The sequence below is a fragment of the Limosilactobacillus equigenerosi DSM 18793 = JCM 14505 genome (assembly GCF_001311375.1).
GTDB lineage: Bacteria > Bacillota > Bacilli > Lactobacillales > Lactobacillaceae > Limosilactobacillus > Limosilactobacillus equigenerosi.
This window is the reverse complement of record NZ_BBAS01000001.1, coordinates 21249-35718: the sequence shown is the minus strand read 5'-3', so window position 1 is coordinate 35718 and position 14470 is coordinate 21249. Positions and strand designations below refer to the sequence as shown.

Genomic DNA, 14470 nt, shown 5'->3' with positions numbered 1-14470 from the left:
TTGTGCGTGGAACGCATGAGGGGGAGTTTATAGTTAGCCATAGAGGGCCGGCCGGCGAGCATCATTGCAATGGTGAGTAATACAATGTAAACAGCCGCTGGGATAGCTTGTCTATCCTGGCGTCTGTTTTTGCTTATTCATAGGAATCCAAGCGGCGATCATGATTACGTTGGTGATAACGACAATAACGTAGAACTCCCCCTTGTGCGTGGAACGCATGAGGGGGAGTTTATAGTTAGCCATAGAGGGCCGACCGGCGAGCATTATTGCGATGGTGATTATAGCTTTAACTAGTTTGGTGGCGACTTAAGGTGCTGTGAAAAAAACCTTGTTTTAAATTGCACAAAATAATACAATAGATGTGTAAGCAATTTGCTTGGAATTCAAGAAAAAGAGGAGATCTTTTAAATGTCACTTATTACAGATATTTTTGCTCGTGAAGTTTTAGATTCACGTGGTAACCCAACGGTTGAAGCTGAAGTTTACACGGAAGCCGGTGGTGCCGGCCGTGGTATCGTACCTTCTGGTGCATCTACGGGTGAACACGAAGCCGTTGAACTTCGTGATGGTGATGCTGATCGTTTCGGTGGTAAGGGTACGTTAAAGGCCGTTGCTAACGTTAACAACATCATCGCTAAGGAAATTGTTGGGATGGAAGTTACGGACCAAGTTGCTATCGACAAGGCCATGATCGCTCTTGATGGTACGCCTAACAAGGGTAAGCTTGGGGCAAACGCTATCTTAGCTGTTTCTATCGCCGTAGCACGGGCTGCTGCTGACGAACTCCAAGTGCCTCTTTACTCATACATTGGTGGTTTTAACTCACACGTAATGCCAACGCCAATGATGAACGTTATCAACGGTGGTGCGCACTCAGATAACAAGGTTGACTTCCAAGAATTCATGATTATGCCAGTTGGTGCGCCAACGGTTCGGGAAGCCATCCGGATGGGTTCAGAAACGTTCCACGCCTTGAAGAAGCTCTTAGCTGCTGATGGTAAGGCAACGTCTGTTGGTGATGAAGGTGGTTTTGCGCCTGACTTTGCTAACAACGAAGAACCATTTGAATACTTAATCAAGGCGATTGAAGCTGCTGGTTACAAGCCAGGTAAGGATATTGCCATTGCTGCCGACGTGGCCGCTTCTGAATTATGGAACGACGAAGACAAGAAGTACAAGCTTCGTTGGTCAACTGGTGAAGAATACACGACGGAAGAATGGGTTGACTACCTTAGTGGTTTAATTGCTAAGTACCCAATCGTATCTGTTGAAGACCCAATCGACGAAAACAACTGGGATGACTGGGCAATGGTTACGGCTAAGCTTGGTAAGAAGGTTCAATTAGTTGGTGACGACTTCTTCGTTACGAACACGGAATACCTTGCTAAGGGTATCAAGATGGGGGCTGCTAACTCAATCTTGATTAAGGTTAACCAAATTGGTACGCTTACGGAAACGATGGAAGCTATTGAAATGGCTAAGGAAGCTGGTTACACGGCTATCGTTTCTCACCGTTCTGGTGAAACGGAAGACACGACGATTGCTGACCTCGTTGTCGCTACGAACGCCGGTCAAATCAAGACTGGTTCAATGAGCCGGACGGACCGTCTTGCTAAGTACAACCAATTAATGCGGATTGAAGACAACCTTGGTGACGTGGCTCAATACAAGGGAATTCACTCCTTCTACAACTTAAGCGAACAAGCTCGCTTAGACATCCAAAACCACAAGGGCTAAGCTATTAGTCGTGGTTAAAAGCGCTGGATTTTATCCGGCGCTTTTTTTTGTAGTTAAATCCGAATGAAATCAGGAATAAAAACTGATAATGTTCGTTTAATGCCTTTTATTTTGAGGTTGTTTCTGTTATATTAAAGGAGTCGGTTGTTAATCACGAATAATATTGAGGTAAAAACATGGAAACGTTCGATTATGATGATATTCAATTAATTCCAAATAAGTGTGTAATTAAGTCCCGCTCTGAAGCTGGCACGACAGTGAAGTTTGGCCCCCGGACCTTTAAATTGCCAGTGGTACCGGCGAACATGGCGAGTGTAATTGATGAAACGGTCGCAATTTGGCTGGCGGAAAATGACTATTATTATGTCATGCACCGGTTTGAGCCGGCTGATCGGTTAGCATTCGTGCAACGGATGCATGACCGCGGGTTGTATGCTTCAATTTCAGTCGGAATTAAAGCCAGTGAGTACCAATTGATTGATGAATTGGCGGCGCAAAATTTAGTGCCAGAATACATCACAATTGACGTGGCTCATGGTCACTCTGAGTATGTGATTCAGATGATCAAATATATTAAAGAATCCTTACCCGATAGTTTTGTGACGGCCGGGAATGTGGCGACGCCCGAAGCAGTCCGCGATTTAGAAAATGCGGGGGCCGATGCGACAAAAGTCGGCGTCGGTCCTGGAAAGGCATGTATTACGAAATTAAAGACTGGCTTTGGGACGGGGGGCTGGCAATTAGCGGCCTTGCGTTTGTGTAGTAAGGCGGCGCGGAAACCGTTAATTGCCGATGGCGGAATTCGGCATCATGGTGACATTGCGAAATCAGTTCGCTTTGGCGCTCCATGGTAATGATTGGTTCGTTGTTGGCGGGCCACTTGGAATCCCCGGGCCAATTAATTACGATTGACGGCAAGCAATATAAACAATATTGGGGGTCAGCTTCCGAAACCCAAAAAGGTGCCTATAGGAATGTAGAAGGAAAACAAATGCTCGTACCGTTTAAGGGTTCGTTGGCCGATACCTTAGTTGAGATGCAAGAAGATTTACAATCGTCAATCTCATATGCTGGGGGTCGTGATTTAGCGGCAATTACCAAGGTTGATTATGTCGTCGTGAAAAATTCAATTTTAAATGGTGATTACTAATTAAGAAGTGCCTACTAATTTAGTTGATAGCTAAATTAGTAGGTTTTGTTTATAAAATTGCTTAAATGTTCGGTTTTGGCTATAATTAAAGCTGTTGGATATGAAAAAAAAGTTTAAATTTGTTTTATTTTGAAAGGAAGTAGTTATGTCTGAACCAAAGTCGTCCGGTCAACTAAAGCGATCGATGACCCCGGGCCAGGTTGAAATGATCTCTTTAGGGGGGGCGATTGGAGTCGGCCTCTTCATGGGGGCAACTTCAACGATTAAATGGACTGGTCCATCAGTTATCTTATCGTATGCGTTTGTCGGATTATTGTTGTATATCGTGATGCGGGCACTCGGAGAAATGTTATATATTAATCCGGGGACCGGTTCGTTTGCGGATTATGCAACAGAGTATGTCCATCTTAGCCGGGTATTTAGCAATGTGGGCGAATGTATTTGAATATATTGTCGTTGGGATGTCCGAAGTGGTGGCCGCGACCGAGTATTTAAAATTCTGGTGGCCCAATTCACCAACCTGGATTGCGGGAGTTGTAATTATTGTGATGCTCGTGTTAGCCAACGTGGTGAGTGCTAAAGCCTATGGGGCCTTGGAATTTTGGTTTGCGATGTTTAAGGTCGTGACCATTATAATCATGATTATCTTAGGGTTAGCGATCATTTTCCTTGGCTTTGGGCATGGCTGGCATCCAGTCGGGTTATCCAATCTTTGGTCGCACCCAGGATCATCTGGAAATGGTTTCTTTACTGGTGGTTTAATGGGCTTCTTCTTCTCGATGTCAGTGGTGGCCGGTTCGTATGAAGGAATTGAATTGCTGGGGATTTCCGCAGGGGAAGTTAAAAATCCACAAGAAACGATTGTTAAATCAGTGAAGTCGGTCCTGTTACGGATTTTGATTTTCTACGTTGGGGCGATTTTTGTGATTGTGACGATTTACCCCTGGAATCAATTAGGTTCAATTGGCTCGCCATTTGTGACGACCTTTGCTAAAGTTGGGGTCACGGCGGCGGCTTCGATTATTAACTTTGTGGTGTTAACGGCGGCCTTATCCGGGGCTAATTCCGGAATTTACTCCTCAAGTCGGATGTTATACAAATTATCAACTGAAGATAATGCACCGAAGTTCTTTAGTCATATTTCCAAGCATATCGTGCCAAATCGGGCGATTTATGGGATTGCGACGGGGATCTTTGTTGGGTTTACCTTGGATGTTTTAGTTGCAAAATCAGCTGGTGAAATGTTTGTGATTGTCTTCTCGTCATCCGTGTTACCGGGGATGATTCCGTGGTTTGTGATTTTATTAGCTGAATTATTGTTCCGGCGGCATAATCCGGACTTGTTAGTGGATCATCCATTTAAGTTGCCGTTGTATCCATTTTCAAATTACTTTGCGTTCTTTATGTTAGTCATGATTGTGGTCTTTATGTTTATTAATCCGGACACGCGGATTTCAGTCACCGCTGGGGCCTTAGTCTTAATTGTGGCGACAATTGTTTACTTAATTCGGAATCGCAAGGCTAAAGCATAATGATGAAACTCGTTGGTTATGATACCAACGAGTTTTTATTTTAGGGGTATTTTTATTTGAAATGCCGTATTAAACTATGTATCGGAGGTTGATTATGAAACCACAACGATTAGTAACAGTTAAATATAATAATACGTATCAATTGCTGCGCGCGGTTTTAATTGGGATTGTCGTGGGCTTAGTAATTAGTTTGTTCCGCTTAGCAATTCAAGGTAATTTACAACTGGTCACGAAATTATTTACGTATTTTCACCATCATCCGCAATGGTTAGTGGTTTATGCGTTCGGGAGTATCGTGATTGGTTGGTTGCTCGGACGGATGAGTCAACGGCACCCTGATATTAAAGGATCGGGGATTCCGCAAGTTGAAGGTCAATTAATGGGCGAATATGACTTAGCCTGGTGGCCAGTGTTTTGGCGAAAATTAGTTGGCGGGATTATTGGCATTGGGTCCGGACTATTCCTCGGACGCGAAGGCCCATCAATTCAACTTGGAGCTACGTTGGGCCAAGGGATTGGTGAACGGTGGAACCTAACGCCAATCGAACGCCGCGTAAGTATTGCGAGTGGGGCGGCCGCCGGATTAGCAGCGGCCTTTAACGCGCCGTTAGCGAGTGCGATGTTTATTATTGAAGAGGTCTACCATAATTTTTCGCCCCTCGTGTGGTTGTCGGTGTTAGTGAGTGCCGTTTCGTCCAACTTCATGGCGATGCAATTCTTTGGGTTGCATCATGATTTAGCCGTTGGGCACCGGTTATCGTTGCCGGTTGATCAATATTGGCATTTAATTTTACTAGGAATTTTACTCGGGTTAATGGGGCGGTTATACCAAATCGTTGTGCTACGGCTAGGCAAATGGACTCGGAAAATTAAATGGGTCAAACCAGAATTTTATCCTAGCGTGGCGCTCTTGTTAGTCATACCAATCATTTGGTGGTGGCCACAAACCATCGGTGGTGGGAATGGCTTAGTCTTATCATTAACGAGTTTTCCGTTGAGTATTAAATTAATGTTAGGATTGCTACTGTTGCGGTTTATCTTTTCGATGGTGAGTTATGCTACGGAATTACCGGGCGGAATTTTCTTGCCAATCTTAACGTTAGGGGCAGTTTTAGGGGGCCTCTATATAGCGGTAATGGCTAATTTGGGGTTACTATCAGCGACGTATTTACCAAACTTTATTATTTATGCGATGGCTGGTTACTTTGCTTGTATTAGTAAAGCGCCGTTTACGGCGATTTTATTAATTGCCGAAATGGTTGGTTCATTGTCGCACTTGATGCCCTTAGCGGTGGTCGCGATTGTGGCTTACTTAGTGGTTGACGTGCTGCAAGGGCAACCCGTTTATTTGGCGATGTTTAAGAATTTTATGCAAAAACAAACGCCAGTGTTTAAAGGCATGACGCAAGTTACCACGACGATTTATGCTGGGAGTGCTTTAGCTGATCAAACCATTGCGGCGGTTAATTGGCCCAAGGACTGTTTAGTGATTGGTGTTTACCGCGGGGAAGAACAAATTATGCCCCGCGGGAAGACACACTTAAAAGCTGGCGATACGTTAGTGGTGGAAATTAGCGGTGAACACCAAGGAGAAAACCAACGCTGGGTTCGGGAACAAGCCCAAGCAAATGTGAATTAATTAAGTCCAACCGTGGTCAAATGAAGTTGGTTATGATAAAATTAGACTATTGTTATTCGTAGAAAAGAATGGAGGAAACATTATGCATGATACTTTAATGACCCTCTTCTTAATTGATTGTGTAATTTTAATTGCGTGTGTGATGATGCAACCAGCTAAGACTGATAATGATGCGATGTCATCATTTACTGGTGGTGGTGAATTGTTTGCGCAACGAAAAGCCCGAGGATTTGAAGCCGTGATGCAACGCGCAACCGTGTTATTCGGGGTAATTTTCTTTGGCTTAGCAATGGCCTTAATTTACGTTTCGGCCCACTAAATCAACGAAGGAGAGACTGAGGTAACTCAGTCTTTTTTTGTATTAATCCCAAGTTTAGAAAGGAATCAATCTTGGAAATGTTAAGTGAACAAATTATTAAATTTTTAAAAGCCGAAGCGCCAGCTAGTTTTACGGCGGAACAAATTGGCCGGGCGGTCGGAATGGAAAGTGCGGATGATTTTACGGTCTTAATCCAAACGCTGGCCCAAATGGAACGGGATAAACAAGTTACCTTTACAACTGATAACCAATTTAAAGCCGTTGTTGAACCAGCCACGGTGGTGGGAAAATTCCGCGCGAATCCTAAAGGGTTTGGCTTTGTGGCAGTCGAAGGTAGCGATAATGACATTTATGTTAATGCTGACCATACAATGCACGCTTTGAACGGCGATCAAGTCGAAGTTAAGATTTTACGTCCCGGTGACGGGAAGGAACAAGGCCCGGAAGGACAAGTTGTTAACATTGTCGAACGCAGTTTAACGCAGGTTGTGGGTGAATTTAAGCGCCTCACCATCGGAAATTTCATTGGCGAAATTATTCTCAAAGATAAGAAGTTAGCTAACTACAAATTCTATGTTAGTGATGAAGGAATTAAACCAGTTGATAATGAAGTTGTCTTAGCGACGATTAAGGAATACCCAACTGACGAAGCGCCTGAAGTAATGACTGGTCCGGCTTTAGAAGTAATTGGGAATAAGGATGAACCGGGCATTGATATTTTATCCGTCATCTATGCTCATGATGTCCCACATGAATTTAGTCCGGAAACGTTAGCGGAAGCGGATGCGATTCCAGAAGTTGTCCGGCCAGAAGATAAGGTTGGGCGGCCAGATTTAACAGATCAACCGTTAGTGACGATTGATAGTATCGAATCAAAGGACTTGGATGATGCGGTGGTGGCTTGGAAGTTAGACAATGGTAACTACCATTTAGGGGTCCACATTGCCGATGTGAGTCATTATGTCCGGCCAGGAACGGAGCTCGATCAAGACGCTTTTGAACGCGGGACATCGGTCTACTTAACGGATCGCGTGGTGCCAATGTTACCAAAGAAGTTGTCAAACGGGATTTGTTCCTTAAATCCGGGCGAAGAACGGTTGGCCATGAGTTGTGAAATGGAAATTACGCCGGCGGGACAAATTGTTAAGCATAAAATTTTCCCAAGTGTGATTCGTTCCCATGCGCGGATGACGTACAAAGCCGTCAACCGGATTCTAGAAGATCATGATCCAATGACCCGCCAAGAATATCGTGAGCTAGTTCCAATGTTTGAAACGATGGGCGAACTTCATGAAATTTTATTAAAGGCCCGGCATGATCGCGGAGCAATTGATTTCGAGGCCCCTGAAGCGAAGATTATTGTTGATGATTTTGGGCATCCGACTGATATTGAAGTCCGGGAACGAGGTTTGTCAGAACGGATGATCGAATCCTTTATGTTGGCGGCCAACGAAACGGTTGCTAAACACTATGATTTATTGCATGTGCCATTCTTGTACCGGATTCACGAACAACCAGATACGGATCGGATTAAGAATTTTGCTGAATTTTTAAGTGTCTTTGGGATTCAAATGCCAGGGGACCTGAATAATGTGAAGCCAAAGATGTTGCAAGAAGTCTTGCGCAAAGTTGCTGGGACGCCAGAAGAACAAATGGTGCAAGTAATGATGTTACGGAGTATGCAACAAGCCAAGTACAACGATGAAGAATTGGGGCACTTTGGGTTAGGCGCACAATACTACACGCACTTTACGTCACCAATTCGGCGGTATCCTGATACTACCGTGCACCGGTTAATCAAGTGGTACCATGAAAATGGCACCAATGAAGCTGCTAAAGCATACTGGCGGGAGCGCCTAAGTGAAATTGCTGAACACACGTCAGTTACCGAACGGCGTGGGATTGATACGGAACGTGATGTTGATAGCTTGAAGAAAGCGGAATTCATGGAAGATCACGTTGGCGAAACGTTTGATGCGGTTGTTAGTTCCGTCATGAAGTTTGGGTTATTCGTGGCCTTACCAAATACGGTAGAAGGATTAGTTCACATTAGTGTGATGAAGGACGACTTCTACGAATACATTGAAAAACACATGGCGTTAGTTGGTCGCAGTCATCATCATATTTTCCGGATTGGTCAACCCGTGAAGGTTAAATTACTTCGCGTTGACAAGGAATTACGGGAAGTTGACTTTGAATTAGTCAATCCACGCGAAGCACCGTTGACGAAGTTACGGGTGCCACGGAGCGATGATCGGCGTGGTGGTCGACGGAATGGTGGCAACCGTCGTGGCGGCAATCAACGTAATCAAGGTGGTTACCAAGGTAAGCGCCGGAATAACCGAAACAATGATTGGGGCCGGGAAAACGGTGAACGGAATAACGCCCAAATTAATCGGGGACAATCGCGGCACCGGCCACATGATGAGGATCGGCGGCGTGGTAATCGGCACTAACAGGTAATGGAGGCTGATGATGGCAAAGAAAACACGGCCAGATGATAATTTAATTGCACAAAATAAAAAAGCCCGGCATGATTACGCGGTAACGGACACGTATGAAGCGGGGATGGTGTTAACGGGAACCGAAATTAAATCGATTCGGGCGCGCCGGATTAATTTAAAGGATGGTTATGCTCAATTTTATAATGATGAATTATGGTTGATGAATGTCCACATTAGTGAATATGCGGGTGGAAATATTTTTAATCATGATCCGTTACGGAATCGGAAGCTCTTGTTACATCGGAAAGAATTGCAAAAGTTGCGGAGTGCGATTAGTCAAAAAGGCGTTACGATTGTCCCATTAAAAGTGTATTTGAAGCATGGTTACGCTAAGGTTTTAATTGGGGTGGCCAAAGGGAAACACGAATACGATAAGCGGAATGACCTGAAGAAACGGGAACAAGATCGGCAAATTGAGCGGGTGTTGAAACATTATTAAATTAGGTCGTGAGGCGGGCGTTAGAACCGCCGTATCATAACGTTGAACCTGGCGTTGATGGATGTTTTATCCATCGGCGTCAGGTTTGCGTTATGACTAGGTGGTTGCCCGCCGAACGTAGTTACAACCCAGGTCGTAAGCCACACAAAAGGAAGCCGTGGCCTAACGTAGACATAAAGTTACCAATGAAGATAAAGCCCTGATAAACCATTGTTTATCAGGGCTTTTTGTTTTGTTACTGATGTTCGCAATCACTATTTTTCATCGTAAAATCAGTTTTCGATGGCGTCGGACATGGTAAAGCATGCCATGAACAAACGTTTATTAAGGTTGGTTAGCGATGATTGAGGAGTGAATCGTTCGGGATGGAGAATGATGGCGATGATGGCGACCAAGCCTAAGTCCGCAGGGTGGTTAATTTGAATGGTGGCTGTGGTTGCCGTTAATTTAATGGTGGCAATTCGGTGATGCCAGTGGCGAATCGTAATCGTTTGTGCTTGGGCCCAAATTTGCCATTGAAGCTGCGGCAGATAATTAAAATGACGCCGAGCATTCAGTTGGCCGACTGGTTGGTTGGTCGTTAAGCGATACTTGGGGTGGTGGCCAGTGGTTAACGATTGGGCGGAAGCGATTGTTTCGCCTTGTAAAGTGGTGGCGATAACGCAATGTCGCACCCCAACTTGTTGCTCAGTTAATAATAAGTGGGGGTGACCATGGTCATCAATGACACGGCAACTTGGTTGGAAACGGGGGAAATAATACGTTAACATGAGGCAACCTCCAAAGCATAGTTTGCCTCTATTCTAACAGGGTTTTGGGTGAATGCGGGGAATCATATCCGAAATAGTGAGCGGTCGTGGTAAAATAGGTATTGAGGTGATTGGGATGGACTTTTTAATTCCGGCAGATTGGCAAGCGGTCTTACAACCAGTCTTGCAAACGCCGGCAACACAGCAATTAAAAGCATTTTTAACACATGAATATCAAACGCAAACTGTTTACCCCCCTGCCCCGCAAATCTTTACGGCTATGAACTGGACCCCATTTGCACGGGTAAAGGTTGTGATTTTAGGTCAAGATCCATATCATGGCCCCAACCAGGCGCATGGGTGTAGCTTTTCGGTTAATCCCGGGATTGCGCTTCCACCGTCGTTAAAAAAATATCTATCAAGAATTATTGACGGATGTGGATGCTACGCCAGTTAAGCATGGCTATTTAAAGGCTTGGGCCGAACAGGGGGTCTTATTGTTAAATAGTGTGTTAACGGTGCGAGCTGGACAAGCTAATTCGCATCGTCAACGTGGCTGGGAGCAAATTACGGATGCAGTGATTACTGCTTTATCAGCCCGCCCCGAACCAGTTGTATTTATTTTATGGGGGAAACCGGCGCAAGCCAAACGTCGGTTAATTGACGAAACTAAGAATGCAGTTTTGATGGCCCCACATCCTAGTCCCTTATCAGCTTATCGCGGGTTCTTTGGGTCGCGACCATTTTCGCAAACAAATGAACTACTAGTTGCTTGGGGAGAAACGCCCATCAATTGGCAGTTGCCACAACAAGTTAATTAACAATTCAGGAGGATCTGATGATGGATATCTTTGAAAATTTAGCAGCACAATTAAAAGGTCACCAACCAACGATCGTTTTTCCAGAAGGGGAAGATGAACGGATTATGGGAGCAGCGGTTCGTTTACAAGCTGATGAATTAGTTCATCCGGTTTTATTAGGGGACGTTGCTAAGATGCAACAATTAGCTACTGATCATCACTGGGATATAGCGGGAATTGAACTCCTCGATCCAAGTGCTTACCCAGCTGCTGATCGCTCGGCGATGGAACAAGCCTTATTGGAACGGCGGAATGGTAAGAATACGCTCGAACAAGTGCAAGCGATGTTAACGGATGTTAGTTACTTTGCGACGATGTTAGTTTACATGGGCAAAGTTGATGGGATGGTTTCAGGCGCCGTGCACCCAACGGGGGACACGGTTCGTCCCGCCCTACAAATTATTAAAACCAAGCCTGGTAATAAGCGGATTAGTGGGGCCTTTATTATGCAAAAGGGCGCAGAACGGTATGTCTTTGCCGATTGTGCGATTAACATTGAATTAGATGCTCCAACAATGGCTGAAGTGGCCGAACAAAGTGCGGAAACAGCGGCGATGTTTGGTTTAGACCCACGCGTAGCGATGTTAAGTTTCTCTACTAAGGGTTCGGCCGCGGGTGAAATGGTGACGAAGGTGGCCGAAGCAACCAAGTTAGCGCAAGCTCGGATGGATTACCCAGTTGATGGGGAATTACAATTTGATGCGGCCTTTGTCCCAAGTGTTGGGGAACGAAAAGCGCCGGGCTCAGCGGTTGCCGGTCACGCCAATGTCTTTGTCTTCCCAAGTCTAGAAGCTGGGAATATTGGTTACAAGATTGCTCAACGGTTTGGTGGTTTTGAAGCGGTCGGGCCAATTTTACAAGGGCTGAATGCACCAGTTGCCGACCTTTCCCGGGGAACGAACGAAGATGAAGTCTACAAGGTAGCCTTAATTACAGGAGCGCAAGCATTAGCAAAGTAACGATGAAGGAATTGAAATTAATTAATCCCGACCAAACAATGGCACTGGGCCAACAAATTGCAACGCAACTCCAAGCTGGCGATGTCATCGTGCTAAATGGTGATTTAGGGGCGGGGAAAACCACGTTCACCAAAGGATTAGCGCAAGGGTTAGGGGTTCAACGAGTGATTAAAAGTCCTACATTTACCATCATTCGGGAATATTTAGATGGTCGCTTACCGCTGTATCATATGGATGTGTACCGCTTGGAAAACGGTGGTGGTGATGAATTAGGACTCGATGAATATTTTGATGGTGATGGCGTCAGCGTAGTAGAATGGGCGCAATTTGTGGAAGAAGATTTACCAACGGATTACTTGTCAATTACCTTTACGCGTCAGGATCAATCGGGCAGCACGGTTCGGGTTGCCGAAATTAAGGCAGTTGGTGAACGGTTCCAAGCCTTAGTAGCCGGGTTAGCATGATGAGTGAAGTAAATGTACAAGTCACAATGGCGACCGGCGAACAAGCCACGGCTGTGTTAGCGATGTTACAACAAGCGCGAACTGAAACAACGGTAGTTTTAATTGAGCACTTAGATGAAGTGACACCGGAAATTCAGGCGCGCTACTTAGATGCGATGGCAACCAGCGATGACCATTTAGCTTTGTTAGCGATGTTAAATGAACAAGTCATCGGAATGTTAACCGTGACCCCGCTTCATGGCCAAGCTGGTGTTGGTGAGTTAGGCATTGTAGTATTAAAAGACTATTGGCACCAAGGAATTGGTAGTTTATTAGTCGATGAAGCAATTTATTGGTTTGAAAATTTTGCGCCACTGGAGCATTTAGTGTTAGATGTTTTTAAGCAAAATGAGCGGGCAGTGAATTTGTATCAGCGCTTTGGCTTTGTGATTACGGACGAAGTTCAGGTCATGGATAGTGATGGTACGCCGCAAGCGACCTATTTAATGGAATATCAAAATAATTAAAAACGAGGCTGAAGAACATAGTTTCTTCAACCTCGTTTTATTAGTTAATGGTTTTGATTAAGGGGGTAATCGCACTAGCACCAAATTGATTTACCTGATGGATGAGAATTTCGGCACAGGCATGGGCATCATCTAAGGCGTTGTGGTGATGGTGTAAATCAATGTCGTAAGCCGCCGCCACGGTATTAAGTTTGTGATTGGGTAATTCAGGCGATAACTTGCGACTTGTGCGTACGGTATCGAGACTTTGATAAGTGGGGAGGGTTAAATTTTGGTCAGTTAGGGTTGCCTTTAAAACTCCATTATCAAAGGGAGCGTTGTGGGCAATCACGAGGGAATTAGCAGTAAAAAAAGGGTGCCAGATGGATCCATAATTCACCGAAAGTCGGAGCATCTTGCACGTCTTGTTCGCGGATGCCGTGGATTTGGACATTGCGATAATTAAATTCCGTTTGCGGGTTAATTAAACTATATAATTCATCAACGATTTGATTATCGCGAACGATGACGAGCGCGAGTGAACAAGCGGATGTTCGTTTCGCGCTTGCAGTTTCAAAATCAAAAGCCACAAAATCCATGGTTATTGCCTCCAAGAAAATCAATTAATACTATATTTTACGGCGTGGATTGGGATTTGGCAATTCGCTAACCCGAGGTTGGGGGTTTAATGATATAATTTGAGGTGATTAACTTTTAATTATGAAAGGAATGCAAATAATGGCGGATTTAACGGAACAATTTCCAACGATGACGATTAAAGCCCATGATCGGTTGGATCAATATACGTATACTAAAACCGGCGGGGCAGCTGATTGGGTGGCTTTTCCGAAGTCAGTCGCAGAAGTTCAACAATTAGTGCAAGCTGCACGTGAACAATCAATTCCAGTCACGGTGCTGGGCAACGCTAGCAATTTAATTGTTAAAGAAGGTGGCATTGCTGGATTGGTTTTAATTTTAACGGCGATGAATGAAATTTCAGTTCATGATCAAGTAGTGACTGCGCAAGCGGGTGCTTCTTATATTGAAACCACCAAAGTGGCCCGTGACCACAGCTTAACGGGCTTAGAATTTGCGGCCGGGATTCCCGGTAGCGTTGGTGGGGCCGTCTTTATGAACGCCGGGGCGTATGGTGGTGAAACCAAGGACGTGATTGCGAACGTGACGGTTTTCATGCCGGATGGTGCAATCAAAACGTTGACTCATGATGAGTTAGCGTTTGGCTATCGCTATTCTAAAGTTCAAGATTTAGATGCAATTGTGTTAGCAGCTGATTTTGCCCTACAATCAGGTGACCAAGCCGCCATTACGGCGATGATGGATGATTTAAACCAACGGCGGGCGGACAAGCAACCATTAGAATTACCATCTTGTGGAAGTGTCTTTAAACGGCCCGTGGGTTATTTTGCGGGAAAATTAATTCATGATGCCGGATTGCAAGGTTACACAGTTGGGGGAGCGCAAGTTTCGCAAAAGCACGCCGGCTTTATTGTGAACATTGGTGGGGCAACGGCGAGTGATTATTTAGCTGTAATCCATCATGTCCAAGCCGAAGTTAAACGTCAATTTAACGTGACGTTAGAAACGGAAGTCCGGATTATTGGCCGGGATTAAG

General features: G+C 44.9%; 12 protein-coding genes and 3 pseudogenes. 12 read left to right on the top strand and 3 right to left on the bottom strand.

Annotation, left to right across the window (positions count from 1 at the left end):
• Nucleotides 1-408: 408 nt before the first annotated feature.
• From eno to smpB, 7 genes and pseudogenes are all read left to right on the top strand, one after another.
• A complete protein-coding gene (gene eno / locus JCM14505_RS00175) occupies nucleotides 409-1737 on the top strand; it encodes a phosphopyruvate hydratase (protein ID WP_054652041.1) in 1329 nt (442 codons plus the stop codon).
• 176 nt (nucleotides 1738-1913) lie between these two features.
• Nucleotides 1914-2887: pseudogene (locus JCM14505_RS00170) on the top strand (GMP reductase).
• A gap of 145 nt (nucleotides 2888-3032) precedes the next feature.
• Nucleotides 3033-4419: pseudogene (locus JCM14505_RS00165) on the top strand (amino acid permease).
• 94 nt (nucleotides 4420-4513) lie between these two features.
• Entirely contained in the window at nucleotides 4514-6058 is a 1545-nt protein-coding gene (locus tag JCM14505_RS00160; RefSeq protein ID WP_054652039.1) for a ClC family H(+)/Cl(-) exchange transporter, read from the top strand.
• A gap of 82 nt (nucleotides 6059-6140) precedes the next feature.
• Nucleotides 6141-6377 (top strand): preprotein translocase subunit SecG, encoded by a 237-nt coding sequence (secG, locus tag JCM14505_RS00155; protein WP_054652036.1) that lies wholly within the window; start codon nucleotides 6141-6143, stop codon nucleotides 6375-6377.
• Nucleotides 6378-6454: 77 nt separating this feature from the next.
• On the top strand, nucleotides 6455-8833 hold the full coding sequence (gene rnr, locus JCM14505_RS00150; protein ID WP_054652378.1) for a ribonuclease R: 2379 nt from the start codon (nucleotides 6455-6457) through the stop codon (nucleotides 8831-8833).
• 19 nt (nucleotides 8834-8852) lie between these two features.
• Nucleotides 8853-9320 carry an SsrA-binding protein SmpB gene (smpB, locus tag JCM14505_RS00145; RefSeq protein WP_054652034.1) on the top strand — a complete coding sequence of 156 codons (468 nt, stop codon included), beginning with the start codon at nucleotides 8853-8855 and terminating at the stop codon, nucleotides 9318-9320.
• Between the two features lie 272 nt (nucleotides 9321-9592).
• On the opposite strand, the gene JCM14505_RS00140 is transcribed toward smpB, so the two are convergent.
• On the bottom strand, nucleotides 9593-10090 hold the full coding sequence (locus JCM14505_RS00140; protein WP_054652032.1) for a hypothetical protein: 498 nt from the start codon (nucleotides 10088-10090) through the stop codon (nucleotides 9593-9595).
• A gap of 115 nt (nucleotides 10091-10205) precedes the next feature.
• Between JCM14505_RS00140 and JCM14505_RS00135 the strand changes: the two are divergent.
• The 4 genes and pseudogenes from JCM14505_RS00135 (at nucleotide 10206) to JCM14505_RS00120 (ending at nucleotide 12858) form a co-directional block, all read left to right on the top strand.
• A pseudogene (locus JCM14505_RS00135) lies at nucleotides 10206-10890 on the top strand (uracil-DNA glycosylase).
• A 20-nt stretch (nucleotides 10891-10910) separates the two neighbouring features.
• On the top strand, nucleotides 10911-11888 hold the full coding sequence (pta, locus tag JCM14505_RS00130; RefSeq protein WP_054652030.1) for a phosphate acetyltransferase: 978 nt from the start codon (nucleotides 10911-10913) through the stop codon (nucleotides 11886-11888).
• A 2-nt stretch (nucleotides 11889-11890) separates the two neighbouring features.
• The gene (tsaE, locus tag JCM14505_RS00125; RefSeq protein WP_054652028.1) at nucleotides 11891-12352 is read left to right on the top strand and encodes a tRNA (adenosine(37)-N6)-threonylcarbamoyltransferase complex ATPase subunit type 1 TsaE; all 462 of its coding nucleotides are present in this window, start codon (nucleotides 11891-11893) and stop codon (nucleotides 12350-12352) included.
• Nucleotides 12349-12858 (top strand): GNAT family N-acetyltransferase, encoded by a 510-nt coding sequence (locus JCM14505_RS00120; protein ID WP_225352194.1) that lies wholly within the window; start codon nucleotides 12349-12351, stop codon nucleotides 12856-12858. Before tsaE ends, JCM14505_RS00120 begins: the two co-directional genes overlap by 4 nt.
• Nucleotides 12859-12898: 40 nt before the next feature.
• Here JCM14505_RS00120 and JCM14505_RS00115 read toward each other — a convergent pair whose 3' ends face one another.
• On the bottom strand, nucleotides 12899-13252 hold the full coding sequence (locus tag JCM14505_RS00115) for an exonuclease domain-containing protein (RefSeq protein ID WP_263848916.1): 354 nt from the start codon (nucleotides 13250-13252) through the stop codon (nucleotides 12899-12901).
• Nucleotides 13197-13436, bottom strand: coding sequence for an exonuclease domain-containing protein (locus tag JCM14505_RS09830; RefSeq protein WP_263848915.1), 240 nt, complete (start codon nucleotides 13434-13436; stop codon nucleotides 13197-13199). The genes JCM14505_RS00115 and JCM14505_RS09830 overlap by 56 nt, the downstream gene beginning before the upstream one ends.
• A 139-nt stretch (nucleotides 13437-13575) precedes the next feature.
• Here JCM14505_RS09830 and murB point away from each other — a divergent pair, with 139 nt between their 5' ends.
• Complete coding sequence (gene murB, locus JCM14505_RS00110; RefSeq protein WP_054652024.1) at nucleotides 13576-14469, top strand: UDP-N-acetylmuramate dehydrogenase; 894 nt, start codon at nucleotides 13576-13578, stop codon at nucleotides 14467-14469.
• The last annotated feature ends 1 nt before the right edge of the window (nucleotide 14470 follow it).

Bases quoted from the DNA above. Each gene is read 5' to 3' on its own strand.
- eno (WP_054652041.1), top strand. From the start codon at position 409: ATGTCACTTATTACAGATATTTTTGCTCGTGAAGTTTTAGATTCACGT.
- JCM14505_RS00160 (WP_054652039.1), top strand. From the start codon at position 4,514: ATGAAACCACAACGATTAGTAACAGTTAAATATAATAATACGTATCAA.
- secG (WP_054652036.1), top strand. From the start codon at position 6,141: ATGCATGATACTTTAATGACCCTCTTCTTAATTGATTGTGTAATTTTA.
- rnr (WP_054652378.1), top strand. From the start codon at position 6,455: ATGTTAAGTGAACAAATTATTAAATTTTTAAAAGCCGAAGCGCCAGCT.
- smpB (WP_054652034.1), top strand. From the start codon at position 8,853: ATGGCAAAGAAAACACGGCCAGATGATAATTTAATTGCACAAAATAAA.
- JCM14505_RS00140 (WP_054652032.1), bottom strand. From the start codon at position 10,090: ATGTTAACGTATTATTTCCCCCGTTTCCAACCAAGTTGCCGTGTCATT.
- pta (WP_054652030.1), top strand. From the start codon at position 10,911: ATGGATATCTTTGAAAATTTAGCAGCACAATTAAAAGGTCACCAACCA.
- tsaE (WP_054652028.1), top strand. From the start codon at position 11,891: ATGAAGGAATTGAAATTAATTAATCCCGACCAAACAATGGCACTGGGC.
- JCM14505_RS00120 (WP_225352194.1), top strand. From the start codon at position 12,349: ATGATGAGTGAAGTAAATGTACAAGTCACAATGGCGACCGGCGAACAA.
- JCM14505_RS00115 (WP_263848916.1), bottom strand. From the start codon at position 13,252: ATGCTCCGACTTTCGGTGAATTATGGATCCATCTGGCACCCTTTTTTT.
- JCM14505_RS09830 (WP_263848915.1), bottom strand. From the start codon at position 13,436: ATGGATTTTGTGGCTTTTGATTTTGAAACTGCAAGCGCGAAACGAACA.
- murB (WP_054652024.1), top strand. From the start codon at position 13,576: ATGGCGGATTTAACGGAACAATTTCCAACGATGACGATTAAAGCCCAT.